Raw genomic sequence first — 24,263 nt, forward strand, 5'->3', positions numbered from 1 at the left:
ACAGAATCCGGCCTATCGGCTTGCTTCACACATTATTCGATTCGACGCGCGGCACACGGTAGGTGTCGCGCTCGGGCCGCGCCAGCGCGACCTGCATCGCGACGCCGGTGTACAGACCCACCAGCTGGGTCATCTCGATCAACGTGGCCTCGTCGAAATGTTCGCGCAACCGTGCGAACAACGCATCGTCGACGGCCAGGTGGCCGACCAGCGCATCGGCGAGCGCCATTGCCACCAGCTCGGCGGCGTTCCAGAGCGTCTTGGCCGGTTGCGGCGAGCGCGTGTCGGCGATCTGCGCACCGCTCAGGCCCATGCGCGCCGAGATCGTGTCGACGTGCAGATGCCACTCGTAATCGTTGCGGGCCGCCACGCAGGTGCGCAGGATCAGCAGTTCGCGCAGCGCCGGCGGCAGCACACGCCGGTCCAGCAAGCCGGTGGGGCCGAGCAGCCCGCTGTCGACCAGATGCAGGAACAGGCCCTCGTTGCGCGCCACGGTGCGAAAGATCGCAGGTGGTGTCATGGTCTCGGGCAGCAGGCGGGCGAGGCGTTCGCGCAAGGGCGCCGAGTAGGGCGCCGCGACGGGGTCGATGCGAGGCATGGTGCGGTCCTTTCGATTGATTGCTACTAAAACAGTAGCAATGCAGATGCTACATTAAACGTAGCAAATTCAGACCAAACCATGGCGTCGACCACCGAGCTTCACAAACAGGCCATCAACGCGGCGATGGAGCTGCTGCACCGCCGCTGGATGATGCGCGTCATCTGGGAGCTGCGTGGCGGCCCGTTGACTTTCCGCGGGCTGCAGTCGGCCTGCGGAGACCTGTCGCCAACCGTGCTGAACCAGCGCCTGGCCGAGTTGCGCGAAGCCCGCCTGCTCGACAGCGACGAGGCGGGCTACCGGCTGACTCCGATCGGGCTCGACCTGCTCGATGCGTTCGCGCCGCTGGCCAAGTGGGCGGCACGCTGGCAACGCCAAGGCTGACTCGTCGGCCCGCTGCGGGTCCGCCGGGCGACCTAGACCGTGGCAAGGGGTCAATCGGACAAGCCCTACACTCGCAGGCTTCCCCGATGAACCCTGAAGCCTCCAAAGTCTGGCCCGGTCCCCGATGGCTGCTTGCCGCACTGCTTGCCTGCCTGGGCATGCTGGGTCCGTTCTCGATCGACACCTACCTGCCGGCCTTCACCGGCATCGCCGAGTCGCTCGGGGCCACGCCGCTGCAGATGCAGCAGACGTTGTCGGCCTACCTGATGGGCTTCGCGGTGATGAACCTGTTCCACGGCGCGCTGGCCGACAGCTTCGGTCGCCGGCCGATCGTGCTGGGCGGGGTTGCGCTGTTCACGCTGGCTTCGATCGGCTGCGCGTTGAGCCAGTCGATCGGCGCGCTGGTGTTCTTTCGCGCGATGCAGGGCATGTCGGCCGGGGCCGGCATGGTGGTGTCGCGTGCGGTGATTCGCGATCTGTTCCCGCCGTCCGAAGCGCAGCGCGTGATGTCGCAGGTCACGATCTATTTCGGCGTTGCGCCGGCGGTCGCGCCGATCGTCGGCGGCTTCCTGTTCGTGCACACCGGCTGGCACTCGATCTTCTGGTTCCTGGTCGGCATCGGTGCCGCACTGTGGCTGACGATGTGGCGCATGCTGCCCGAGACGCTGCATGCCACCCAGGTGCAGGTGTTTAGCGTGCGCAACCTGCTGCGTGGCTATTGGCAGATGGTCTCGAACGCCAAGTTCATCGCATTGGCTTTTGCCTCGGGCGTGCCGTTCAACGGCATGTTCTTGTACGTGCTGTCGGCGCCGGTGTTCCTGGGCGAGTTGCTGGGCCTGGGCCCGACGCAGTTCTATTGGTTCTTCCTGTCCACGATCAGCGGCATCATGCTGGGCGCCTGGTGGTCGGGCCGGCTGGCCGGCAAGATCACGCCGCAGCGCCAGATCCGCCGCGGCTTTCGCATCATGGCCTTCGTGTCGGTGCTGAACGTGGCGTTGAACTTCCTGTTGACGCCGCACCCGCTGTGGGCGATCCCGATGATTGCGCTGTTCGCTTTCGGTTGGTCGCTGATGGTGCCGGTGGTCACGCTGATGGTGTTGGATCAGGCGCCCGACCGCCGCGGCATGGCATCGTCGCTGCAGGCCTGCATCGGCAGCGTCGCCAACGCGTTGGTGGCCGGTGCGATCGCGCCGCTGGTGATGCACTCGGCGCCGGCGTTGGCGGTGGCCTCGCTGCTGATGATGGGCATTGGCGTGGTGGCCTGGGCCTGGGTCAAGCCGCGGCTGCAGCTGGCGCCGTAGTTTCCACCGGCCGGCTGCTGGCTGCCTGCCGCCCGGCGGCTCAAGAACCGACGACCCGCGCCGATATCCAGGCGACGCTCCGGCTCGACGCCTGGGGCTGGAGCCACCCATGTCTTGGAAACTGCCGTCCCGTTCGCCGTCTTGCCCCTTTGCCGCCGCGGCGCTGTCGCTGGCCTGCACGCTGCCTGCGATGGCCAGCGGCAGCCAGGATGCTGCCCGCGCGGCCAAGCCGGCCGCCGCGGCCAAGGAGGCGGCCGCGGCCGACCCGATGGACACGCTGCGCCAGAAGCTGGCCGAACGCCTGGGCGCGCAAAAGCCCGCCGACCCACGCGCAGCCAACGTGATGCGGGTCGACAACCGCGCCACCGCGCCGGTGCCACCCGCAGGCGCCTCAACCTCGGCCGCTGGCAGCCTGACGCTGTCCTCCGGCGCTGCCCGCACCAACGCCAAGCCGGCGGCCGCCAGGCGGGTCGAACCGGCGCACGAGCCGAGAACGGTGCCGCACGGCGACCATTGGGACTACAGCGGCGAAGCCGGCCCGCAGGCCTGGGGCAAGATGAAGCCCGAGTTCAGCAAGTGCTCGACCGGCCAGCGCCAGAGCCCGATCGACATCCGCGACGGCATCGCGGTGCAGCTGGAGCCGATCCAATTCGACTACCGCACGACCGGCTTCTCGGTCATCGACAACGGCCACACGGTGCAGGTCAACCTGCCGTCGGGCAACACGATCACCGTGCTCGGCCGCCGCTTCGAGCTGCTGCAGTTCCACTTCCACCGCCCGTCGGAAGAGCGCATCAACGGCAAGCAGTACGACATGGTGGCGCACCTGGTCCATCAAGACGCCGAAGGCAAGCTGGCCGTCGTGGCCGTGCTGCTGGACCGTGGGGTGGCACAACCACTGGTCCAGGCGGTGTGGAACGCGCTGCCGCTCGAGAAAAACGAAGCCCAGGCCGCGCCCGGCACGATCGACCTGAACAAGCTGCTGCCCGAAGATCGCCGCTACTACACCTACATGGGCTCGCTGACCACGCCACCTTGCAGCGAAGGCGTGCTGTGGATGGTGATGAAGACGCCGGTGCCGGTGTCGCCCGAGCAGATCGACATCTTCGCCCGCCTGTACCCGATGAACGCACGCCCGGTGCAGCAGGCGGCTGGCCGACTGATCAAAGAGTCCAACTGACGACGGACGACAGGTGGCGGCTCGCCCGGGCCGCGCCGGGTCAATGCTGCCCGCGATGCTCGGCGTTTCGCTGGCAGGCCATGCACCGCATCGCCGTCGGCTGCGCCAGCAGTCGGGCCGGTGAGATCGATTCGCCGCAGTCGACGCATTCGCCGTAGGTGCCGGCGGCAAGCCGCTCGCGGGCCCGCTCGATCAGGCGCAGCTCTGCCAGATGACGTTGTGTCGCGGCGCTGTCGACCTCGGCCTGGGCCTCTTCGGCCGCACCATCCTTCTGGTCGGTCACCTCATGTTCGGTCTCGCGTCGCGGGCGCTCGTTGGCGAGCAACTGCTCCAGCTGGCGCGCGCGCTGCGCCAGGCGCTCTCGCGCAGCCTCGACGGGGTCGATGCGGGTAGACATGGCGTTGACCCATGGACGCGATGGCAGGTGGCCGCTGAGGTGATCCTTCATGGCGGGACGACCGTTCAGTCGCCCAGGGGCGCGCCACCGGCCCAGCGGGCCGCCCATTCGTCCCACAGTTCTTGTTGCACCGCTGCGGCGGCCTGCTGCCAGGCCGTCAGGGCCTGCCATTGCGCGCCCTGGGCGGCCCACCAGATCTGCGACATCGCTCCGAACCAATCGGCCGGCAACTGGGCGGGTTGGGGCATCGACGTGGACGATGAGGCCATGGACGTTTCTCCTTGCGGCGCAGCCAAGCGTGCATCGTCTGCCTGAAGCTGCTCGGCGTCAACGCGCAGCGCAACAACGCTTCTTGGGCACGGGGAGATCGGCGCATGCACGGCGCCGTGCAGCCGATCACGACCCCTTCGCGGGCGTGGAACGGCGGCCACGGCCGGCGCCGGCTTGCCAGGCTCATGCAAGCCTCGCAGGCGAGCCTGCCACCGGCGCCCCCTCGATGGCACAGCACCTCAAAAGTGGAAGCAGTCGCTTTCGAATTTATTCAATACGAAAGTAAACATAAGCATTGTGCTTTTTGTTGCCTTCGAATTAGCATCGCTTCCATTCGCTAAAGGAAAGCAGTAATGGCTAGACGGCAAACAGATCTGGGTGCACTGACGGTGCTGGCTGCCGCTCTTGCCGTGGCTTGGCCGCAGTGGGCCCATGCCCAGGCGTCGACGGGGGCGGCGGACAGCGCCACGGCAAAGGCAGCGGGCTCGGCCACCCCAGCGACCGACCCGGCGTCACCGGACGCCGAGGCGCCGCAGAAGATCACCGTCACGGGCACCCGCGCCAGCCTGCTGAAGGCGCGTGAGCTCAAGCGCAACTCGGCGGTGGTGCAGGACTCGATCGCCGCCGAAGACCTGGGCCGCTTCCCCGACGACAACGTGGCCGACTCCCTGTCGCACGTGACCGGCGTGACGATCTCGCGCACCCACGGCGGCGAAGGCCAGTACGTCAACGTGCGCGGCCTGGGGCCCGGCTACAGCATCGTCACGCTGAACAACCGCATCCTCGCGACCGACGGTGATGGCCGCGACTTCGCGTTCGACGTGCTGCCGTCCGAAACCATTTACGGTGCCGACGTGATGAAGTCGGCCGCGGCCTCGCAGACCGAAGGCAGCATCGGCGGCTCGGTCAACCTGCGCTCGGCCCGTGCGCTGACGAACCCCGGCCGCCACGCGTCGGTCCGGCTCGAAGGCAACTTCAACGACCTGTCGGAAAGCGGCGGCGGCAAGATCTCGGGCGTCTACAGCGACACCTTCGCCGGCAACCGCATTGGCCTGGTCGTCGGCGCGGTCTATGCGAAGCAGAGCACCCGTTCCGACTCGGTGCTGGACTTCACCTACAACCCCGATTCACCGGGCGAATTCGACGCCAACGGCGACCAGCGGATCACGCCCGACGAGCATAACCTGCTGGGGGTGTGTTGCGTGGCCTTTGGCGCGATCGAGCAGAAGAAGCAGCGCGCTGCCTTGTCCGCCGCGCTCGAATGGAAACCGAGCGACACCACCAAGCTGACCTTCGACGCACTCGGCACGCGGCTCGATGCGCCGGCGATCGGCTACCACCAGGCCTACTACGTCGAGCATGCGGAAGACCGCTGGTCCGACGTGACGATCAAGGACCACCTGATCACCGGCATGACGATCCAGGGTCTGACGCCCGAGGTCGTCACCCGCACCGAACACCGCGTCGTCGACACGACGCAGTTCGGCCTCAACGGCGAGTGGAAGGCCACACCGGACCTGGCGCTCGAAGGCGATGCCTACGTCTCGCGCTCGGTGCGCAACTCCGGCGGCAAAGACACCTGGGTCGTCGCCGGCATCCCGGGCAACCACATCGGCTACTTCAGCGCCAACCGCAACGCGCTGCCGGACATCCGCGTGACGCTGGAAGACGGCCGCGACCTGGCCCAGACCAGTGGCCAGCTCGGCAACGCCGACTACGGCCTGCACTGGGCCGAGTTGGGCGGCGACGACATCCACGACACTGTCAAGGGCCTGTCGTTGGGCGGCAAGCTGGCCGTCGACTGGGGCGCGGTCGAGCGGCTGCACTTCGGAGTGGCGGACACACGCCGTGCCAAGTCACGCAACACTGTCGACAACCTCGAGAACGCCTGCCAGTACTGCGGCTATCAGTACACCTTCAGCCAGCTCGGGGCCGACGTGGTGCGTCCGCTGACGTTGCAGAACTTCATGCGCAACGCCGGCGGCAACTTCCCGACCACCTTCGTGCGCTTCGACACCCCGGCCTACTTCGAATCGCTGAAGGCACTGGACGGGGTCGAGATCCTCGACGAGAACGGGCAGGGCACCGGCACGTTCTATGACTCGAGCCTGATGCGGGCCCGCTTCAACCCGACGCGCTCGTACCGCGTCAGCGAAGACACGCAGTCGGCCTACTTCCAAGCCGACCTGGCGGGCGACGACTGGTTCGCCAACGTCGGCCTGCGCGTCGTGCGCACCAAGACGACCTCGCGCACCGCCGTCAACCGCATCATCGCGATCAGCGACCCGACACCGAACGATCCGACGTCGAGCCCCGATGTCACCTACAGCCCGGCCGAGCCGGTGTCGGCCACCGGCGAGTACACCAAGCTGCTGCCGTCGCTGAACTTTGCCTACAAGTTCAAGCCGAGCCTGCAGCTGCGGTTCGCGGCGGCCAAGGTGATGTCGCGTCCGTCGCTGGACCAGCTCGCACCGACCGCCGAAGACCACACGCTGGACCGCACCTGGCGCATCGACGTGCAAGGCGATGCGAACCTGAAACCGATCGACGCCACGCAAGCCGATCTGTCGATCGAGTGGTACTACAACCGTCGCTCGATGGTGTCGGGCGCGGTGTTCTGGAAGGACATCCGCCACTTCGTCACCTACACGATCGACGACAACGTCGACATCGGCGTGCCGGGCTACCCGTTCGACATCCAGCACCCGATCAACGGCGACAAGGCGCGCATCCTCGGCTACGAGTTCGGCTTGCAGCACCTGTTCGACAACGGCTTCGGCGTCAACCTCAAGTACACCGGCACCGACACACGGGCTTACGTCAACGGCACGCATGTGGGCGAGCTCGAAGGCGTCTCGCGCTCGGCGGTGTCGCTTGCACTGCTGTACGAAGACGACAAGCTCAACGCCCAGATCGCGATGGACCACAGCGGCCGCTACACCGAAGCGCTGGATGCCGTGGCCGGCTACAGCCGCTACGGCCAGCCGCTGACCTGGGTGACCGCCTCGCTCGCCTACAACCTGAGCGACGACATCACGCTGTTCTTCGAGGGCAAGAACCTCACCGACGCCTACTACCGCGCCAACCTGGGCCGCGCCGATGCGCTGGCGGGGTTCGAGACCTGGGGCCGCACTTACACAGCCGGCATGACGGTCAAGTTTTGAGCCGGCGACACAAGATGCTTCGACATACCTTCATCATTGCACTGACCGCCCTGGCGCTGCTGGGCCCTGGCCGCGCGCGCTCGGCACCGCCCGAACCACCCCTGCGCAACGGCCTCGCACAGACTCCGCCGATGGGCTGGAGCAGCTGGAACCAGTTCGGCGACCAGATCAACGAACAGCTGCTGGTGCAGACGATGGACGCGATGGCCGCCAACGGCCTGCGCGATGCCGGCTACGTCTACGTCAACCTCGACGACGGTTGGCAGCGCCACAAGGGGGCGCGCAAGGATCATCCGTTGGAAGTCGACCCGGTCAAGTTCCCGCGCGGCCTGCGCTGGCTGGCCGATTACGCACACGCCAAAGGCTTCAAGCTCGGCATCTACAGCGGGCCGGGCCAGACCACTTGTGCCGGCTACACCGGCAGCGAGGGCCACGAGCAGCAGGACGCCAAGCAGTTCGCGGCCTGGGGCGTCGACCACCTGAAGTACGACAGCTGCTGCTCGCACAAGGACGCGCCGAAGACCGAGCTGCAGCCGATCGTCAAGAAGATGGCCCGGGCGCTGCAGGCCAGCGGGCGGCCGATCGTCTACCACGCTTGCCATTGCGGTTGGGCCGACATCTGGCAATGGGCGGCGGACGCGGGCGCCAACCACTGGCGCATCGGGCAGGACATCTCCGACGACTTCGACTACCCCGGCCACCGCGAGAAGTACTACTTCGACGTGCTGGACATGCTGGACCGCGGCATCGCGCTCGGCCAGCACACCGGCCCCGGACACTGGAACGACTTCGACATGCTCGTCGTCGGCCTGAACGGCAAGAGCCAGGAGCTGGTCGGCGCCGGCGCGTCGAACGTCGAGTACCGGACCCACTTCAGCCTGTGGGCGCTGGCCGCGTCGCCGCTGCTGATCGGCGCCGATGTGCGCTCGCTCGATGCCTACACGCTCGAGACCTTGTCGAACAGGGAGGTCATCGCACTGAACCAAGACCCGCTGGGCCAGCCGGCAGAGAAGGTGCGCGACGACAACGGCACCTTGCAGATCTATGCCAAAGAACTGGCCAACGGCAGCGTCGCGGTGGCCCTGTTGAACCGGGGCAGTGCGACGGCCGACATGACGATCTCGCCGCGGCGTGACCTGACGGTGCCCTGGAAGCACTACCGCGTGCGGGACCTCTGGCGCCACGCCGAGATGGGCACCTTCGACAGCCCGTTCACGACCGAGGTCATCAGCCACGAGGCGCGCGTGCTGCTTCTGACGCCGGTGGCCGGCAACCCGACCAACACCTCTTCACCCAAGTGAGCCACGCCCGATGAACACGCAATCGCATTGGCTGGGCTACGCCCTGCTGACCATGGTCACCTGGGGCGTCTGGGGCGCCTTCACCGGCGTGCCGACCGAGCATGGCTTCCCCGACACGCTGGTCTACGCCGTCTGGGCGTTGACGATGATCCCGCCAGCCGTCTACGCGTTCAAGCGCGCCGGTGGCGTGCTGCAGCGCGACCCGCGCAGCTTGGCACTCGGCTTGGCGATCGGGCTGCTCGGCGCCGGTGGACAGATGCTGCTGTTCCGGGCTGTCAAGACCGGGCCGGCCTACCTGATCTTCCCGATCATCTCGCTGTCGCCGGCACTGACGATCGCGCTGTCGTTCCTGATGCTGCGCGAGCGCACCGGGCGACTCGGCCTGTTGGGCATCGTGCTCGCGCTTCTGAGCCTGCCGCTGTTCGACTACACGCCGGGCGCACGCGGCGAACTCGGCCCATGGTTCATGCTGGCGGTCGCGGTGCTCGTGGCCTGGGGCGTGCAGGCCTACTTCATCAAGCTCGCCAACGCGACGATGAGCGCAGAGAGCATCTTCGTCTATATGGCGATCAGCGCCGTCGTCTCGATCCCGGTCGCGCTGGCGATGACCGACTTCTCGCAACCCGTCAACCTGGGCTGGAACGGGCCCTGGCTCGCGGCGGTGATCCAGGTGCTGAACTCGATCGGTGCGCTGGCGCTGGTGCATGCCTTCCGCCACGGCAAGGCGATCGTCGTGTCGCCGATGGTCAATGCCGGGGCCCCGCTGTTGACGGCGGTGATCGCGATGGCGGTGGCCGGCGCGATGCCGGGCCCGTTCAAGATGGCCGGCGTGGCGTTGGCGCTGCTGGCCGCGTTGCTGCTGGCGCTGCAGCCCGAAGGCGCCGAGGTGAAGGCATGAAGGCGCTGCTCGATCTCGTGCGCCGGCACAAGGCCGGCGAGCCGGTGGGCATCTACGCGTTGTGTTCGGCGCATCCGGTGGTGCTGCGCGCCGGCATGCAAGAGGCGGCGCGGGCTCGCGTGCCACTGCTGGTGGAAGCCACCTCGAACCAGGTCAACCAGTTCGGCGGCTACACCGGCATGACGCCGCGCGACTTCCACGCCTTCGTGATGAACCTGGCCGACGAGGCCGGCTTCCCGCGCGAGCGGCTGCTGCTGGGCGGCGACCACCTCGGCCCGAACTGCTGGCAGGGCGAGCCGGCCGACAGCGCGATGGCCAAGTCCGAGGCGCTGATCGAACAGTACGTCGAAGCGGGTTTCCGCAAGATCCACCTCGATTGCTCGATGGCCTGCGCCGACGACCCGGTGGTGTTGCCCGAAACGGTGGTGGCCAAACGCGCTGCCAGGCTGTGCGCCGTCGCCGAGAAGACCCACGCACGGCGCGGCGGTGAGGCGCCGGTCTACGTGATCGGCACCGAGGTGCCGGTGCCCGGCGGCGCACACGAAGACCTGCAGGAGTTGGCGGTGACCCGCGCCGACGCCGCGGCGCAAACGATCGCGTCGCACCGTGAGGCGTTCGCGAAACTGGGGCTCGAAGCGGCGTGGCCGCGCGTGGTCGGCCTGGTCGTGCAGCCCGGTGTCGAGTTCGACCACCACAAGGTCATCGACTACGTGGCACCGAAGGCCCAGGCGCTCAGCGCCTTCATCGAGCACGAGCCACACATCCTGTTCGAAGCCCACTCGACCGACTACCAGACCCCGAGTGCCCTGCAGGCGCTGGTGCGCGACCACTTCGCGATCGTCAAGATCGGCCCTGGCGCGACCTTTGCGCTGCGCGAGGCACTGTGGGCACTGGCCGAGATCGAGCGCGAATGGCTCGGCGAGGGCGATGGCTCGCACCTGAAGGATGTCGTACTCGGCGTGATGCACGCGCGGCCGCAACACTGGCAAAAGTACTACAGCGACCCCGACCGCATCCGCCTGGACCTGCAGTTCAGCTTGAGCGACCGCATCCGCTACTACTGGGCCCAGCCCGAGGTGCGCGAGGCCTGTGGCCGCATGCTGGCTCGCCTGGGCAACGGCCCGCTGCCGTTGACCTTGCTGAGCCAGTACCTGCCGCTGCAGTACGCGGCAGTGCGCGACGGCCTGTTGGCCAACTCGGTAGGCGCGCTGCTGCACGAAGGCGTGGGCCAGGTGCTGCGGCAGTACATCGCGGCCTGTATGCCGGGCGACACAGCGCCACGGTCCAGCGCCACCCTTCAGTGAACAACAACAACCCCAAGGGAGCGAGACCCGATGTCCCCCTCTGACACCTTAGACGAGTTCATTCCCGCAGGCGCCCGCTGGACGGTGCGCGAGATCGCGCAACAGCCGGCGGTGTGGGCGCGCGTGCAGGCGCTGGTCGCCGCGCAAATCGGCCCACGCGAGATGTCGCCCGAGTTCATCGCGCGCTGCCTGGCGACGCCCAACCTGCGCATCGTGCTGACCGGCGCCGGCTCGTCCGCCTTCATCGGCCAGTGCCTGGCGCCGGCGTTGATGCGCAAGACAGGGCTGCGTGTCGACGCAGTCGCGACGACCGATCTGGTCGCCGGGCCGCACCTGTATTTCCAGCGCGAGGTGCCGACGCTGCTGGTGTCGTTCGCCCGCTCGGGCAGCAGCCCGGAGAGCGCTGCGGCACTGGTGCTGGCCGACCAGTTCGTCGATGATTGCCAGCACCTGGTCTTCACCTGCAACCCAGACAGCCTGCTGCAGCGCCTGGCGGCCGAGCGCGGCCACGCCCGAACGCTGATGCTGCCGGCCGAGACGCACGACCGCAGCTTCGCGATGACCTCGTCGTTCACGTCGCTGTTGCTGGCCGCCGCGCAGGTGTTCGGCCTGCTGGCACCGGCTGATGCGCAGGCGCTCTCGACCGCCGCCTCGGCCGTGCTCGCACAAGGGCTGATGCTCGCCGAGCAACTGGTCGAGCAGCGTTTCGAACGGGTGGTTTACCTGGGCAGCAACGAGCTGCAGGGACTGGCACGCGAGGCGGCGTTGAAGCTGCTGGAGCTCAGCGACGGCTGCACCGTGGCCAGCCACGATTCGCCGCTGGGCTTTCGCCACGGGCCGAAGACGATCGTCAACGACCGCACACTGGTCGTGATGTTCGTCTCCAACGACCCCTACACCCGCCAGTACGACCTCGACCTGCTGCACGAGCTGCGGCGGGACGGCCGTGCCGCGCGCGTGTTGGCGCTGAGCGCGCAACCGCTGCAAGGCGCTTGCGCGTCGCCGGCCAACGACGTGCTGCTCGAAGGCTTGGCCGACGCCACCGACCTGGCGCTGGCCTTTCCGTGCATCGTGTTCGCGCAGCGCTTTGCGCTGCTGCAGTCGTTGCGGCTGGGCCTGTCGCCGGACAATCCCAGCGTCTCCGGCACCGTCAGCCGTGTGGTGCGCGGTGTCACGATCCATCCCTTCCCCGACGCAGAGATCGACCCCGATGTTCCTCGGCATTGACGGCGGTGGCACCAAGACCGCGTTCACCCTGATCGACAGCGAAGGCCAACTGCGGGCCCGGCATCTCGACGGCAGCCTGTACCACCCCGAGGTCGGGCTGGACGGCGTTGCCGCGGTGCTGCAGCGCGGCGTGCAGGCCACGCTGCAGGCGGCTGGGTGCGGCGTCGACGACGTGGCCTTCAGCTTCATCGGCATGCCCTGCCACGGCGAGGACAGCGCGCTGCAACCGCAACTCGACGCCCTGCCCGGCGGCGTTCTGCCCGTTGGGCGCTATCGCTGCGGCAACGACATGGTTTGCGGCTGGGCCGGCTCGCTCGGCGCGGCCGATGGCATCAACATCGTCGCCGGCACCGGCTCGATGGCCTACGGCGAATGGCGAGGCTACAGCGCCCGCGCCGGTGGCTGGGGCGAGCTGTTCAGCGACGAGGGCTCGGCCTACTGGATCGCGCGCGAGGGGCTGGCGTTGTTCTCGCGCATGAGCGATGGCCGGGCCGAGCCGGGGCCGTTGTTGGCGCTGCTGCGCTGCCATTTCAAGCTGGCGGATGACCTGGACCTGTGCGCCCATCTGTACGGCCCGCAGGCCGCGGGCCGCAGTGGGCTGGCCGGCCTTGCGCCGCTGGTGGTGGCCGCGGCAGAGCAGGGCGATCGTGCTGCGCGGGCAATCTTCGTCGCGGCTGCCTCACAGCTCGCAGAGATCGTGACGGCGACCGCGCGCCGGCTCGGCGTGCCGATGGACGCGCCGCTGTCGGTGTCGTATTCGGGAGGCGTGTTCCAGAGCCAGGCGCTGGTGTTGACACCGCTGCGCACGCTGTTGGCCGATCGGCTGCCACGCGCCCGTTTGGTCCGGCCGCGCTTGTCTCCGTCGATGGGCGCGGCGCTGCAGGCGGCGCGTCTCGTCGGCCGGCCCTTGCCGGCGGCAGCGCTGGCGCGGCTGGAGCAGGTCGACTCGGCTTGAGCGAGCATGGTGGTGCAAGCCTGGATCTCTGGGTGGGGCCGGCGGCGCTGTGCCGCCCTGTCGCTTGCGCTGTGGGCGACTCTGCCGGCTGCAGCCGAGCCGCTGATGCGCTACACGGTGGCCGATTTCGCTCGCGTGCCGAAGATCGACGCTCACGTCCATCTGCATGGCGTGTTGCCGCGCTTCATGGCGCTGGCGCGTCGCAATGGGTTCCAGCTGCTGACGATCAACGTCGACTATGCCGACTTCCCGCCGATCGATCTGCAGCAGCGTGATGCGGTGGCACTGGCCCACGCCTACCCGCGGCAGGTGGCCTGGGTCGCGACCTTTCCGCTCGCCGGCTTCGAGTCGCCCACGTGGACCGGGGCCACGCTGCAGCGCCTGGCCCAGGCGCGGGCGCTCGGCGCGCAGGGCGTGAAGGTCTGGAAGAACCTGGGCCTGGCATTGCGTGACCGTGCCGCTGCGCCGGTGTTGATCGACGATGTCCGGCTGCAGCCGTTGTTCGATGCGGTCGAGCGCGAGCGTTGGGTGCTGCTGGGCCACCAGGCCGAGCCGCGCAACGCCTGGTTGCCGCTGGCACAGATGACGACCCGCGGTGACCGCGCCTACTTCACCGCCCACCCGCACTACCACATGGCGCGCCACCCCGAGTGGCCCGACCACGAGGCGCAACTGGCCGCACGCGACCACTTTCTGCGGCAGCACCCGACGTTGCCGTATGTCGGCCTGCACCTGGCATCGCTCGAGTGGAGCGTCGAGCGCTTGGCTGGTTTCCTTGACCGATTCCCCGACGCGACGGTCGACCTGGCTGCGCGCATGAGCCACCTGCAGCAGCAGGCGACTCGCAACCGCGACGCCGTGCGTGACTTCGTGCTGCGCTACCAGGACCGGCTGCTCTACGGCAGCGACCTGGCCCGCGGCAACGGCCAGAGCGATGCCGATTTCGCCGCCGAGGCCGATGCCGCCTGGCGCGGTGATTGGCGCTTCCTGGCCACCGACGAGCGCCTGACCAGCGCCGATCTCGATGCCCCGTTCCGCGGCCTGGCGCTGCCGGCGGCGGTGGTCGACAAGCTTTACCACCACAACGCCCGGCGCGTTTTCGCCCGAGCTTGGCGCTACGATGAGGCGAAGACCGAAAGCACCCGATGACCACGAAGAACGCTCCCCGTGCGGCCGCGCCGGGCCGCCAACGGGCCGGCCGGGCCAACCCCCACGCCGAAGGCGACGACCAGGGCCTGCTGCTGGAAGAGCGGCGGCGCGAGATCCGTGCGCTGATCGAAGAAAAGGGCCGCGTCACGACTGATCAGCTGGCGACGCGCTTCAACACCTCGCTGGTGACGATCCGCGGTGACCTGAACGCACTGGCCGAGACTGGGCAGATCGTGCGCACGCACGGCGGCGCGCTGGCCCACCGTGATGGTGAAGAAGTACCGATCGAGATCAAGCAGAGCCTGCGCCATGCCGAAAAAGTGCGCATCGCCGCCGCGGCAGCGGCGATGATCCAGGAAGGCGACACCATCTTGCTCGACTCGGGTTCGACCACCGGCGAAATCGCCAAGCAGATCCGCACGCTGAAGCTGCATGCGATCAACGTGATCACCAACGCATTGAACGTGGCGGTCACGTTGGCGCAGGCGCCGCACGTGCGGCTGGTGATGCTGGGCGGCGTGCTGCGGCCGAACTCGTATTCGCTGTCCGGCCCGCAGGCTGAAGCTGCCCTGTCGGGCCTGCAGGCGGACCGGCTGTTTCTCGGCGTCGACAGCCTGGACCCGGAGATCGGGTTGATGACGCCGCACCTGCTGGAGGCGCAGCTGAACGCACAGATGATCCGCGCCGCGCGGCAGGTGGTGGCGGTGGCCGATTCGTCCAAGCTGCTGCGGCGCAGCCTGTCGGTGATCGCCAAGGTCGAACAGATCCACACGCTGATCACCGACCAGGGCGCCAACCCCGACAGTGTGGCCGCGCTGCGCACGCGCGGTGTAGATGTGATGCTGGTGTGAACGCACCAGGGGCAGATCGAAGGAGCCTGTGGACGTGAAGGTGTTGCTGGTCGAAGACTCTCCCGGTTTGCGCGATAGCCTGGTGCGCGGCCTGTCGCGCCTGGGCCTGGTGGTCGAGCAGGCGCACGATGGGCCGAGCGGCCTGTGGGCCGCGACCGAGCTGCAGCCCGACGTGATCGCGCTGGACGTGATGCTGCCCGGCTTCGATGGGCTGGAGCTGCTGCGCCGGCTGCGCGCGCGGCAGCTGCGCACCCCGGTGCTGATGCTGAGTGCCCTGACCGAGGTCGAGGACAAGTTGCAGGGCTTCGAGGCCGGTGCCGACGACTACCTGCCCAAACCTTTCGATTTGCGTGAGCTGGCGGCTCGTCTGCGCGTGCTGGCCGCGCGTCATGCGGTGGAGCCGGGGGCGGCGCCGATCGAGGTCGGCGACTTGCGCATCGACCGTACGCGCAGCGAAGTGCGGCGCAAGGGCGAGCTGCTGCCGATGCGCCGGCGCGAGCGGCTGCTGCTGGAGCTGCTGTCGAGCCAGCGCGGCTGCGTGGTCAAGCGCACCACCATCGAAGCCAAGCTGTATGCCGACGCCACCGAACTGCAGAGCAACTCGGTCGAGGCCGCGGTGTCGCAACTGCGGCGCTGGATCGACGAGCCCGGCCAGCCCTCGCGCATCGTGACCCAGCGTGGCGAAGGCTACAAGCTGGAGCGTTAGTGTCAGCGGAACAGGACACGTGATGATCGCCAGCGCGCTGGAGCGCCGCTGGCGTGGTCGCATCTCGGTGCTGCTGTTCGCCGTCGCGGCGCTCATCTTCGGCGCGGTGTATGCGATCGGCCATGCCGAGCGCGCCGCGGCGTTCGAGCTGGCACTGGCCGATGACCTGCGCACGATCAGCAACATCACCCACGTCTACGTCGACGGCGATATCTATGCCAACATCGAGCCCGAGGCGCTGGGCGTGTACCTGGCCGGCGGCGACCGGATCTTCCAGGTCTGGAATGCCGACACCGGCGAGCTGCTGGACCACGCCGAGTCGCTGGACACGATGGGCATGCGGCTGCCGCGGCCGATGCCTGCGCTGCCACTGAACGCGACGCCCCGGGCCGATGAAGCGCGGCTGCCGGATGGCCGGCCGCTGCGCCTGTTGTCGCACCGTATCCGCGCCAACTGGGGGCTCGATCCGGAGACGCTGGAGCGCACCGGCCAGAAGATCGAAGACCAGGAAATCGACGTGATGGTCGGCCGGCTCGAGAGCGAGCTGACCGCTTCGCTGTTGCCGCTGGGCGGCGCCTGCCTGCTCGGCGCACTGGCGATGCCGATCCTCGGCATCCTGGTGCTGCGGCTGGCGATGCGGCGCTTCGATGTGCTGGTGCAGCGGCTGGTGGTTCAGCGCGAACGTGAACGCGGCTTCCTGGCCCACGCGGCGCACGAGCTGCGCACCCCGTTGGCCGAGCTGCGGGCGCTGGTCGACCTGGCAGAGCTGGAGGCCGAGGCCGGCGCGCCGGTGCAACCTGTGCTGAGCGACATGCGCGCGGTGGCCGACCGGATGGGCGGGTTGTTGTCGGCGCTGTTCCGGCTGGCGCGCGTGCAGCGTGGCCATGAAGAGCCGGCGCAGTTGCTGGACATGGTGACGCAGGTCCAGCTCGCCGTGGCAGCGCAAGACAGTGCGGCCAGCCAGCGTGGCCTGCAATGGGAACTGACCATCCCGGACCGGCTGCCGCTGACCGCGCCGTCGACGCTGCTGCGCGCGTTGCTGGACAACCTGATCGGCAACGCGATCGCGCATGCGCGAGCCGGCAGCCGGCTGCAACTGACGATCGAGCACGGCCCGCCGTGGGCGCTGCGCCTGGCCAACGAGCGCGAGCCTGCCGGCCCGGCGCCCGCGTCGCCAGATCACCTGGGCCAGGGTTTGCTGATCGCGCAGCTGTATGCCCAGGCCACCGGCCTGTCGCTGCACACGCACGACGGCGATGAGCGCTTCGAGGTCCGGCTGGCGCCCTTGCCGATGGTGGCCGAAGGGTCCACCGGCGACACCTCGGGTTACCAGGATTCACGTTCTGCAGCGTAATCGCCGGCCGGCATCAGCTTCGCATCAGGCTCGGGCGCAACCATGGCCACAGCTTTCGCAGCTGTTGACCACGAAACCGCCTCACGGCTCACAGGAGACGACGATGAACCACCACCCCACGATGCACACCACCCGCTTTCGGCGGCCGCTGGCCAGCCTGTGCCTGCTCGGCAGTGCCATCCTGGCGCTGACCGCCTGCGGCGGCGGCAGCGACGAGCAGGAGGTCAGCCGTGCCGATGTGCGGGCTGCGCGCACCGAACGTGGCCAGCAGGCCGTGGCGACGACGACCGCAGCCTTCGCCGACCGCTCGACCGAGCCGGCGAGGCTGCCCTGGGTGCCGAAGGTCACCGACACCTGGCAGTGGCAGCTGACCGGCACCATCAACACCAGCTACGACGTCAACGTCTACGACATCGACCTGTTCGAAGCGCCTGATGCGGTGATGAACAAGCTGCACAGCGAGGGCCGTGCCATCGTCTGCTACTTCTCGGCCGGCAGCGCCGAGAACTGGCGCCCCGACTACAACCAGTTCAAGCCGGCCGACCTGGGCAAGAACCTGGACGGCTGGCCGGGCGAGCGGTGGGTCGACACCCGCTCGGCCAATGTACGCAAGATCATGAAGGCGAGGCTGGACTTGGCCAAGCAGCGTGGTTGTGACGGCGTCGAGCCCGACAACGTCGAGGCCTACAACAACAACCCGGGCTTCGACGGCGAGCTGACGGCCAAGACGCAGCTCAACTACAACCGCTTCCTCGCCACCGAGGCCCACGCACGTGGCCTGAAGATCGGCTTGAAGAATGACATCGGCCAGCTGAAGGCGCTGGAGCCCAGCTTCGATTTCGCCGTCAACGAACAGTGCCAGCAGTACAACGAGTGCGGCGGCTACTCGGTGTTCACCGGCAAGGGCAAGCCGGTCTTCAGTGCCGAGTACAAGAAGATTTGGCGCGACGACGCGGATGCGCGTGCCCAGATGTGCGCCAAGGCCCGGTCGATGAACCTGCGCACGCTGGTGCTGCCGCTGGGGCTGAACGACGCCTTCCGCTACAGCTGTGACTGACGCCGGTCAGCCGGCCGACGTGACGACCCGTGCCGCGTCGAACCGTGGCTTCGTCACCCGTTGTCGGTGTCGATGACCCACAAACGCCGGGGGCCGGGGCCCTCGGCGGACAGCGTGTCCAGCGGGTTGCGCAGCCTGCAGCGATCGATCGACAGGCAGCCGCAGCCGATGCAGTCGTCCAGCGTGTCGCGCAACCGTTCAAGCTGTTCGATCTGTGCGTCCAGGCGCTGACGCCAGCGGGCCGACAGGCGCGCCCAATCGGCGCGGGTCGGCGCCGCGTCGTTCGGCAGGCGAGCGAGTGCGTCGCCGATGTCGGCCAATGAGATGCCCACCCGTTGCGCGACACGGATGAAGGCCACGCGGCGCAGCACGTCGCGCGTGTAACGGCGTTGGTTGCCTGGGCTGCGCGAGCTGTGGATCAGCCCCTGGGCTTCGTAGAAGTGCAGCGTCGAGACCGCGACATCGCTGCGCCGGGCGACCTCGCCCACCGGCAAGGTCGACGGAATGCCCGCCCGTTCCAGTGCTGTGGCCATGGTGTGTCTTTCGCGTGTCGCAGCCGCCGAGGCACTGCGAAATCGAGTGCTTGACCTCAACTTTACTTGAGGTTCTACAGTGCATCCAGCGTGTGCACTTCAGCGCGCGTTGCCAACCGGAGAACCGGGCCATGACGCTTGCGACCGATGCCGCAGCCACCACCTTCGCCGACAACCTGGCCCACGCGGTCTTTCGCGTCGACAAGTTCATCGTGCCCAGCGCATCGCTGCCTGCCTTCTTTGCCAGGATGCAAGAGATCCAGCAGGCGGTACGCCAGATGCCCGGCTGCCGGCGCGACCTGTTGCTGCAGCAAAGTGGCGGCGCCGGCGAGTTCAATGTCGTGCGCATCATCGAGTGGGCCAGTACCGAGGCGATCGAGGCGGCGCTTGCGACGATGCAGCGACGTTTCAAGGAAGAAGGCTTCGACCCGACCGCGTTCTTCGTCAAGCAGCTCGGGGCGAAGACCGACTTCGGCCTGTACCGCGTCGTCTGACGGGGCGCGCCGGCCGCGACGAACGAGGTCACGCCAGCAGCGCCGCCACCTTGGTCAACAGGTCGGATTTCGAGAACGGCTTGTCGAGCGAATCGCAGCCGGTGCCGTCGAGAAAGCCGCGGGCATCCGGCGACAGCGTGTCGCCGGTCACGAACAGCACACTGTGGCCCAGCGCAGGGTGGCGGGTGGCCACTTCGCGCCACAGCGTCGCGCCGTCCATGTCGGGCATGCGCAGGTCGCAGACGATGGCGTCGAAGCGCACCAGGTCCAGCATTTCCAGCGCGACCGCGCCGGATTCGGCGGTGGCCACGTCGTAGCCGGCGCTTTCGAGCATCTCGCGCATCAGCCCGGACAGCTCGGGCTCGTCGTCGACCACCAGCACGCGTGCCAGCAGCGAGCTGCCCGGCTGCGGCAGCGCCGGGACGGCGCTCTCCGGTTCGGCGACGCCGCTGATCGGCAGACTCAGGCGAAAGCTTGCGCCGCCCAGCGCCGAGCCGGCTTCGAGCATCAGGTCGCCGCCGTGGGCACGCGCCAGCGACCGTGACATCGCCAGGCCAAGGCCGGTGCCGACGCCTTCGGGCTTGGTGGTGAAGAACGCATCGAACACGTGCTGGCGCGCCGCGGCCGGGACGCCGGGGCCGTTGTCCTCGACCCGCAGCCAGACCCGCGGTTCGCGGTTGTCGCGCCGCGGCTCGACGCCGCTTTGCACGCGCACGCGGCGTGGGCCTTCCTTGCCGGCGAGGGCCTGCTGCGCGTTGATCAGCAGGTTCATCACGACCTGGCCGATCTCGTCGCTGTCGGCCATCACCGGCGGCAGGCTCTCGCCGAGGGCCAGCTCCTGGGTGATGTTGTGGGTGCGGTAGCCATACTGCAGCATGTCGGCCGCCGCGCGGACCATCTCGTTCAGGCTGACCGGGCCGCGCTGCGAAGGCTTGCTGCGCGCCATGTTCAAGAAGGTGCGCACGATCCGGCCGCATCGCTCGGCCGCCTGGCGGATGCGTTGCGCCTCGCTGCGCAACTCGGGCTCGTGGTCGCACTTTTCTTCGAGCAGGCTGGCGCGGCCCATCACGATCGCCAGCGGGTTGTTCAGCTCGTGTGCGACACCGGCCAGCAGGCTGCCCATCGCGGTCAGCTTTTCGCTCTGGCGCAGGGCCTCGCGCTGGCGCTCGATCTCCTGCGTCGCGTTGTAGACCGCGGTCATGTCGACCAGCGAGGCGGTGTAGTACGCGCGGCCCCGCAGATCGGTGCGCCACAGCAGCATCTCGACCGGGAACTCGCTGCCGTCGGCGCGCACGCCGTGCAATTGCATGCGGCCCAGCTGCAGCGACGACTCGCCGGCGCGCAATCGTGCCAGGGCCTGTGCATGCAGCGCGTGGTGGCGCTCGGGCATCACCAGCGGGGCGATGCGCTGGCCCAGCGCGTCGGCGCGCGGGCGCCGGAACATCGCCTCGGCGGCGGGATTGAACTCGAGGATGCAGCCCGTCTCGTCGCTGACGATCAGCGCGGCAGGGGCGGAGTCGGCAATCGCCGACTTCAGCGTGGCGCTGGCGGGGCGGCCCGCCGCTTCAGCGCCGTTCGGGGTCATGTGCCGGGTGCGTTGGCCGGTACGAAGACATAGCCGACGTTGCGCACCGTCTTGATCAGCTCGGGCTTGTCGGGGTTGCGTTCGATCTTGCGACGCAGCCGCATCACGCGCAGGTCGATCGAGCGGTCGAACACGTCCCAGCCGCGGTTGTGTGCCTGCTCCATGATCTGGTCGCGGTTCAGCGGCCGATTCGGGTTGCGGGCGAACAGCGCCAGCAGGTCGAATTCGGCGGCGCTGATCTCGATGTCGGTGTTGTCGGCGCCCAGCAGGCGGCGCTCGTCCAGATCGAGCTGGCAGGCGCCGAACGGCACGCGGCGCGGGCCGGCATGGACGCTCGCCGCTGCGGCTGGCGCGGGGGCCGGCGGCAGCGGCGCCGCGGCCGCTGCCGTGCGGCGCAGCACCGCGCGGATGCGCGCCAGCAGCTCGCGCAGATCGAAAGGCTTGGGCAGGTAGTCGTCGGCGCCCAGTTCGAGGCCGACGATGCGGTCGACAGACTCGCTGGCGGTGGTCAGCATCACCAGCCCGATGTGCGGGTGGCTCTCACGCAGCCAGCGTGCCAGCGACAGCCCGTTCTCGCCCGGCATGTTGATGTCGAGGATCGCCAGAGACGGCGTCTGCTCGACGACGGCCAGGCGCGCCGCCGCCGCGTCTTCCGCCACGCGCACGCGAAAGCCGTGGCGGCCGAAGTACTCGGCCAGCAGCGAGCGCAACTCGGGCTCGTCGTCGACGACCAACAGCAACGGACTGACGGTGCCCTCGGCCTGGGGCATGGCGTACAACTTGAGATGGTGAAGCGCCGAGTTTATCGACAGCAGGCCCGGGGCCGGGCCCTCAGCTTGTAGCGGCTCGTGAACGGCCGGTATCAGCAACATCGCCGCGGTCACGCAAAGGCCGCGGCCATCGCGCTGGCAGCAGCCTGGGCCTGAAGGTGGTCGACGATCGCGGCGTTGACGGCCGCTTCGTGCGTCATCGGCCCCAGGTGGCCGGCGGCTTCGAACTGGTGCCGGCGCAGGCGTGGCAGGCCGGCTTCGGCCACCAGGTCGGCGACCCGGCGTGCCGGCATGCGGGTCTGGCCGCCGTGCATCAGCAGCGTCGGCATCGTCAGGCTGCCCAGCGGGCGGGCGGCCCAGCGGGCGTTGAGCAAGGCTTCGAAATGACGCGGAAGGGTGATGGCGCGGTCGCGCACGGCCTCGCGCTGCGGGGCGTCCATCGCGTCCCAGGTGCCGGCGCCGCTCCAGTAGTCGATGAACCGGCGGGCGGCACCTTCGAGATCACCGGCTTCGACGGCGATCGCAACGGTCTTCGCGGTGGCCTCGATCTCGGCCAGGCTGGCGTCGCCGGGCGCCATCGCGTGGATCACGCCGAAGGCGACCGGTTCGTACAGTGTCAGCGAGCGCACCCACAGCGGCTGCATCAGCGCAATCTGCAGCGCCACCGCAGCGCCGTAGGAGTGGGCCACCAGGTGCACGCCCTCGGGGGCGGGGCCGGCCTGGCGCACTGCGTCGATCACCGCCACGGCCTCGACTTCCAGGGTGTTGGGCATGATGGCCGGCCAGCCGGGGCTGCGGCCATGGCCGTGCAGATCGACCGACATCGTCTGCCAGTGGTCGGCCAATTGGCCCACCAGGCCGCGCCATTGGGCGTTGCTGCCGGTGCTGGCGTGCAGGCACACGACCGTCGCGCCGTGGCCCTGTGCGCGCAAGAACAGCTGCGCCGGCTTCAACAAGGTGGACGACAAGGCGAATGCATTCATTGGTGACTTCCCTCCGCGCGCTGCGTTGCGCCGTGCGGTCAATGTCGCCAGCGCTTGTTGCAACGGCGCTTCATCCAGGCGCGGGCGCGTGTTTCATTTGTTTCTGCAACAGCTTTCGTGTTAGGGAGTTATCTCACCCATCACTTTGAGAGGTGAACGCAAGTCCTTGCTTTTGAACGATATTCTGCGCGCGACACTTGACATTTCAGCGCTAAGTGACTGATTTCATTGAATTTTTCTTTGCGTTTCGTTGACCCTGGGGTATGCGGTGAGATAAAGTGGGAGAAAGTGCAATTTAGTGGGCCATCGTGTCTGAGTTTGTGTTTCAAGGTGAATCAGCGCTCTCGCTGGATGGGAAGGGCCGGGTTACCGTGCCCGCCCGGTTCCGCGATGCGCTGGCCGCCTTGTGCGCGGGCCAGATGACGTTGACCAAGAGTCCGTCGCGTTGCTTGCTCCTGTTCCCGCGCCCGGCCTGGATCGAGTTCCGTGCCAAGCTGCTGGCGCTCCCGATGGAGGCCGACAATTTCCGCCGCCTCTACCTGGGCAGCGCGATCGATGTCGACATCGACAGCGGTTCGCGCGTGCTGTTGTCGCCCGAGCTGCGCAGCTGGGCCAAGCTCGACAAGGAGCTGATGCTCGTCGGCATGGGCGGGCGGATGGAGATCTGGGACCGCGAGCGCTACCTGGCCAACGAGGAAGCCACGCTCGCCCAGCCGATGCCCGACGCGTTGCGCAACCTGGTCATCTGACGGTCATGGCTCAGTCGAAGTCCAAGAAGGCGCCCCGAGCCGAGCGCCGGAATGTCCCCAAGCCGGATCCAACCGACCTGGGCGACGGGTTTCGCCACACCACCGTCTTGCTGAACGAAGCGATCGACGGTTTGGTGGTCGACCCGGCCGGCACCTATGTCGACGGCACTTTCGGCCGCGGCGGTCACTCGCGCTTGCTGCTGTCGCGCCTGGCGCCGACGGGGCGGCTGTTCGCGTTCGACAAGGACCCGGAAGCGATTGCCGCCGCGACGACCGGCGATGGCGCAATCAGCGACCCGCGGTTCACGATCTGCCATGCCAGCTTCGCGCAGATGAGCGACGAGCTGGCGGCGCGCGGCGTCGAGCGGGTCGACGGCGTGCTGCTGGACCTGGGCGTCAGTTCCCCCCAGATCGACGACCCGGCGCGTGGCTTCAGCTTCCGCTTCGACGGCCCGCTGGACATGCGCATGGACCCGACCCGCGGTGAAAGCGCGGCTGAATTTCTGGCGCGCGCCGACGAGCGCCTCATCGCACAAGTGGTACGAGACTATGGGGAAGAACGGTTTGCTTCACCGATTTCAAAGGCGATTGTTGCTCGCCGCGAGAGCGGGAATCCTCTTCGAACCACTGCCGAACTGGCCCAGCTCCTGGCTCGTACGGTCAAGTCCCGCGAGCCGGGCCAGGACCCTGCAACGCGCACATTCCAGGCTCTACGGATTTTCGTCAACGCCGAACTTGAAGAGCTCGAACAAGGGCTGAGCGCTGCGCTGGACCTGCTGGCCCCGGCCGGCCGGCTGGTGGTGATCAGCTTCCACTCGCTCGAAGACCGCATCGTGAAGACCTTCATCGCGCACGAAAGCCGCGAAGAAATCGATCGTCGGGCGCCGTTCGCGCCGCCGACACGCGAGCTGCGCCTGAGGCCGCTGGCCCGCATCAAGCCCAGCGAGGTCGAGATCGCCGCGAATCCGCGCTCGCGCTCGGCGGTGCTGCGCGTGGCCGAGCGGCTGGGGGGCGCAGCATGAGCCACGCACGGCCGCTCCGGAAAGGCTCGCC

At 68.2% G+C, this 24,263-nt stretch carries 24 protein-coding genes; 17 read left to right on the plus strand and 7 right to left on the minus strand.

Features of this window, described 5'->3' with window-relative positions:
• Positions 1 to 25: 25 nt before the first annotated feature.
• Positions 26 to 598: a carboxymuconolactone decarboxylase family protein gene (locus tag VFY73_RS17080; RefSeq protein ID WP_329720908.1), complete on the minus strand. Its 573-nt coding sequence runs from the start codon at positions 596 to 598 to the stop codon at positions 26 to 28.
• A gap of 81 nt (positions 599 to 679) precedes the next feature.
• Between VFY73_RS17080 and VFY73_RS17085 the strand changes: the two genes are divergently transcribed.
• The 3 genes from VFY73_RS17085 (at position 680) to VFY73_RS17095 (ending at position 3,463) form a co-directional block, all read left to right on the plus strand.
• On the plus strand, positions 680 to 982 hold the full coding sequence (locus tag VFY73_RS17085; protein ID WP_329720910.1) for a helix-turn-helix domain-containing protein: 303 nt from the start codon (positions 680 to 682) through the stop codon (positions 980 to 982).
• 86 nt (positions 983 to 1,068) lie between these two features.
• On the plus strand, positions 1,069 to 2,283 hold the full coding sequence (locus VFY73_RS17090) for a multidrug effflux MFS transporter (protein ID WP_329720912.1): 1,215 nt from the start codon (positions 1,069 to 1,071) through the stop codon (positions 2,281 to 2,283).
• A gap of 109 nt (positions 2,284 to 2,392) precedes the next feature.
• Positions 2,393 to 3,463: a carbonic anhydrase gene (locus VFY73_RS17095; protein ID WP_329720914.1), complete on the plus strand. Its 1,071-nt coding sequence runs from the start codon at positions 2,393 to 2,395 to the stop codon at positions 3,461 to 3,463.
• A 40-nt stretch (positions 3,464 to 3,503) separates the two neighbouring features.
• Here the strand turns inward: VFY73_RS17095 and VFY73_RS17100 are convergent, their stop codons facing one another.
• Positions 3,504 to 3,911 (minus strand): TraR/DksA family transcriptional regulator, encoded by a 408-nt coding sequence (locus tag VFY73_RS17100; protein ID WP_329720916.1) that lies wholly within the window; start codon positions 3,909 to 3,911, stop codon positions 3,504 to 3,506.
• 14 nt (positions 3,912 to 3,925) lie between these two features.
• Positions 3,926 to 4,129, minus strand: coding sequence for a hypothetical protein (locus VFY73_RS17105; RefSeq protein ID WP_329720918.1), 204 nt, complete (start codon positions 4,127 to 4,129; stop codon positions 3,926 to 3,928).
• A gap of 354 nt (positions 4,130 to 4,483) precedes the next feature.
• Here VFY73_RS17105 and VFY73_RS17110 point away from each other — a divergent pair, with 354 nt between their 5' ends.
• The 11 genes from VFY73_RS17110 (at position 4,484) to VFY73_RS17160 (ending at position 18,096) form a co-directional block, all read left to right on the plus strand.
• Complete coding sequence (locus VFY73_RS17110) at positions 4,484 to 7,294, plus strand: TonB-dependent receptor (protein WP_329720920.1); 2,811 nt, start codon at positions 4,484 to 4,486, stop codon at positions 7,292 to 7,294.
• Between the two features lie 14 nt (positions 7,295 to 7,308).
• Positions 7,309 to 8,595, plus strand: a complete 1,287-nt coding sequence (locus VFY73_RS17115; RefSeq protein ID WP_329720922.1) for a glycoside hydrolase family 27 protein — start codon at positions 7,309 to 7,311, stop codon at positions 8,593 to 8,595.
• Positions 8,596 to 8,605: 10 nt separating this feature from the next.
• Entirely contained in the window at positions 8,606 to 9,493 is an 888-nt protein-coding gene (locus tag VFY73_RS17120) for an EamA family transporter (protein ID WP_329720924.1), read from the plus strand.
• Positions 9,490 to 10,797 carry a D-tagatose-bisphosphate aldolase, class II, non-catalytic subunit gene (locus tag VFY73_RS17125; protein WP_329720926.1) on the plus strand — a complete coding sequence of 436 codons (1,308 nt, stop codon included), beginning with the start codon at positions 9,490 to 9,492 and terminating at the stop codon, positions 10,795 to 10,797. The genes VFY73_RS17120 and VFY73_RS17125 overlap by 4 nt, the downstream gene beginning before the upstream one ends.
• A gap of 30 nt (positions 10,798 to 10,827) precedes the next feature.
• Entirely contained in the window at positions 10,828 to 12,024 is a 1,197-nt protein-coding gene (locus VFY73_RS17130) for an SIS domain-containing protein (protein ID WP_329720928.1), read from the plus strand.
• The gene (locus tag VFY73_RS17135; protein WP_329720930.1) at positions 12,008 to 12,979 is read left to right on the plus strand and encodes a BadF/BadG/BcrA/BcrD ATPase family protein; all 972 of its coding nucleotides are present in this window, start codon (positions 12,008 to 12,010) and stop codon (positions 12,977 to 12,979) included. Before VFY73_RS17130 ends, VFY73_RS17135 begins: the two co-directional genes overlap by 17 nt.
• A 6-nt stretch (positions 12,980 to 12,985) precedes the next feature.
• Positions 12,986 to 14,128, plus strand: coding sequence for a hypothetical protein (locus VFY73_RS17140; protein ID WP_329720932.1), 1,143 nt, complete (start codon positions 12,986 to 12,988; stop codon positions 14,126 to 14,128).
• Positions 14,125 to 14,979, plus strand: a complete 855-nt coding sequence (locus VFY73_RS17145; RefSeq protein WP_329720934.1) for a DeoR/GlpR family DNA-binding transcription regulator — start codon at positions 14,125 to 14,127, stop codon at positions 14,977 to 14,979. The genes VFY73_RS17140 and VFY73_RS17145 overlap by 4 nt, the downstream gene beginning before the upstream one ends.
• A gap of 34 nt (positions 14,980 to 15,013) precedes the next feature.
• Positions 15,014 to 15,685 (plus strand): response regulator transcription factor, encoded by a 672-nt coding sequence (locus tag VFY73_RS17150; RefSeq protein WP_329720936.1) that lies wholly within the window; start codon positions 15,014 to 15,016, stop codon positions 15,683 to 15,685.
• 22 nt (positions 15,686 to 15,707) lie between these two features.
• On the plus strand, positions 15,708 to 17,039 hold the full coding sequence (locus tag VFY73_RS17155; RefSeq protein ID WP_329720938.1) for a sensor histidine kinase: 1,332 nt from the start codon (positions 15,708 to 15,710) through the stop codon (positions 17,037 to 17,039).
• Positions 17,040 to 17,142: 103 nt separating this feature from the next.
• Entirely contained in the window at positions 17,143 to 18,096 is a 954-nt protein-coding gene (locus VFY73_RS17160) for an endo alpha-1,4 polygalactosaminidase (protein ID WP_329720940.1), read from the plus strand.
• Between the two features lie 53 nt (positions 18,097 to 18,149).
• On the opposite strand, the gene soxR is transcribed toward VFY73_RS17160, so the two are convergent.
• Entirely contained in the window at positions 18,150 to 18,629 is a 480-nt protein-coding gene (gene soxR, locus VFY73_RS17165; protein ID WP_329720942.1) for a redox-sensitive transcriptional activator SoxR, read from the minus strand.
• Between the two features lie 131 nt (positions 18,630 to 18,760).
• On the opposite strand from soxR, the gene VFY73_RS17170 reads away from it, so the two are divergent.
• A complete protein-coding gene (locus VFY73_RS17170) occupies positions 18,761 to 19,123 on the plus strand; it encodes a putative quinol monooxygenase (protein WP_329720944.1) in 363 nt (120 codons plus the stop codon).
• Between the two features lie 28 nt (positions 19,124 to 19,151).
• On the opposite strand, the gene VFY73_RS17175 is transcribed toward VFY73_RS17170, so the two are convergent.
• The 3 genes from VFY73_RS17175 to VFY73_RS17185 form a co-directional block, all read right to left on the minus strand.
• Positions 19,152 to 20,708, minus strand: coding sequence for a hybrid sensor histidine kinase/response regulator (locus VFY73_RS17175; protein WP_329720946.1), 1,557 nt, complete (start codon positions 20,706 to 20,708; stop codon positions 19,152 to 19,154).
• Positions 20,705 to 21,478 carry a response regulator gene (locus tag VFY73_RS17180; protein WP_329720948.1) on the minus strand — a complete coding sequence of 258 codons (774 nt, stop codon included), beginning with the start codon at positions 21,476 to 21,478 and terminating at the stop codon, positions 20,705 to 20,707. Before VFY73_RS17180 ends, VFY73_RS17175 begins: the two co-directional genes overlap by 4 nt.
• Positions 21,479 to 21,588: 110 nt before the next feature.
• Entirely contained in the window at positions 21,589 to 22,461 is an 873-nt protein-coding gene (locus tag VFY73_RS17185) for an alpha/beta fold hydrolase (protein WP_329720950.1), read from the minus strand.
• Between the two features lie 320 nt (positions 22,462 to 22,781).
• On the opposite strand from VFY73_RS17185, the gene mraZ reads away from it, so the two are divergent.
• Both mraZ and rsmH read left to right on the plus strand, forming a co-directional pair.
• Positions 22,782 to 23,210, plus strand: a complete 429-nt coding sequence (gene mraZ / locus VFY73_RS17190) for a division/cell wall cluster transcriptional repressor MraZ (RefSeq protein ID WP_329720992.1) — start codon at positions 22,782 to 22,784, stop codon at positions 23,208 to 23,210.
• Positions 23,211 to 23,287: 77 nt separating this feature from the next.
• On the plus strand, positions 23,288 to 24,232 hold the full coding sequence (gene rsmH / locus VFY73_RS17195) for a 16S rRNA (cytosine(1402)-N(4))-methyltransferase RsmH (RefSeq protein WP_414654483.1): 945 nt from the start codon (positions 23,288 to 23,290) through the stop codon (positions 24,230 to 24,232).
• The last annotated feature ends 31 nt before the right edge of the window (positions 24,233 to 24,263 follow it).

Source organism: Ideonella sp. (genome assembly GCF_036277275.1).
Lineage (GTDB): Bacteria > Pseudomonadota > Gammaproteobacteria > Burkholderiales > Burkholderiaceae_C > Ideonella.

Bases quoted from the DNA above. Each gene is read 5' to 3' on its own strand.
- VFY73_RS17090 (WP_329720912.1), top strand. From the start codon at position 1,069: ATGAACCCTGAAGCCTCCAAAGTCTGGCCCGGTCCCCGATGGCTGCTT.
- VFY73_RS17175 (WP_329720946.1), bottom strand. From the start codon at position 20,708: ATGACCCCGAACGGCGCTGAAGCGGCGGGCCGCCCCGCCAGCGCCACG.
- VFY73_RS17110 (WP_329720920.1), top strand. From the start codon at position 4,484: ATGGCTAGACGGCAAACAGATCTGGGTGCACTGACGGTGCTGGCTGCC.
- VFY73_RS17080 (WP_329720908.1), bottom strand. From the start codon at position 598: ATGCCTCGCATCGACCCCGTCGCGGCGCCCTACTCGGCGCCCTTGCGC.
- VFY73_RS17095 (WP_329720914.1), top strand. From the start codon at position 2,393: ATGTCTTGGAAACTGCCGTCCCGTTCGCCGTCTTGCCCCTTTGCCGCC.
- VFY73_RS17185 (WP_329720950.1), bottom strand. From the start codon at position 22,461: ATGAATGCATTCGCCTTGTCGTCCACCTTGTTGAAGCCGGCGCAGCTG.
- VFY73_RS17085 (WP_329720910.1), top strand. From the start codon at position 680: ATGGCGTCGACCACCGAGCTTCACAAACAGGCCATCAACGCGGCGATG.
- VFY73_RS17130 (WP_329720928.1), top strand. From the start codon at position 10,828: ATGTCCCCCTCTGACACCTTAGACGAGTTCATTCCCGCAGGCGCCCGC.
- VFY73_RS17145 (WP_329720934.1), top strand. From the start codon at position 14,125: ATGACCACGAAGAACGCTCCCCGTGCGGCCGCGCCGGGCCGCCAACGG.
- VFY73_RS17155 (WP_329720938.1), top strand. From the start codon at position 15,708: ATGATCGCCAGCGCGCTGGAGCGCCGCTGGCGTGGTCGCATCTCGGTG.
- VFY73_RS17105 (WP_329720918.1), bottom strand. From the start codon at position 4,129: ATGGCCTCATCGTCCACGTCGATGCCCCAACCCGCCCAGTTGCCGGCC.
- VFY73_RS17125 (WP_329720926.1), top strand. From the start codon at position 9,490: ATGAAGGCGCTGCTCGATCTCGTGCGCCGGCACAAGGCCGGCGAGCCG.
- VFY73_RS17100 (WP_329720916.1), bottom strand. From the start codon at position 3,911: ATGAAGGATCACCTCAGCGGCCACCTGCCATCGCGTCCATGGGTCAAC.
- soxR (WP_329720942.1), bottom strand. From the start codon at position 18,629: ATGGCCACAGCACTGGAACGGGCGGGCATTCCGTCGACCTTGCCGGTG.
- VFY73_RS17135 (WP_329720930.1), top strand. From the start codon at position 12,008: ATGTTCCTCGGCATTGACGGCGGTGGCACCAAGACCGCGTTCACCCTG.
- VFY73_RS17160 (WP_329720940.1), top strand. From the start codon at position 17,143: ATGAACCACCACCCCACGATGCACACCACCCGCTTTCGGCGGCCGCTG.
- VFY73_RS17120 (WP_329720924.1), top strand. From the start codon at position 8,606: ATGAACACGCAATCGCATTGGCTGGGCTACGCCCTGCTGACCATGGTC.
- VFY73_RS17180 (WP_329720948.1), bottom strand. From the start codon at position 21,478: ATGCCCCAGGCCGAGGGCACCGTCAGTCCGTTGCTGTTGGTCGTCGAC.
- VFY73_RS17140 (WP_329720932.1), top strand. From the start codon at position 12,986: ATGGTGGTGCAAGCCTGGATCTCTGGGTGGGGCCGGCGGCGCTGTGCC.
- VFY73_RS17170 (WP_329720944.1), top strand. From the start codon at position 18,761: ATGACGCTTGCGACCGATGCCGCAGCCACCACCTTCGCCGACAACCTG.
- VFY73_RS17115 (WP_329720922.1), top strand. From the start codon at position 7,309: ATGCTTCGACATACCTTCATCATTGCACTGACCGCCCTGGCGCTGCTG.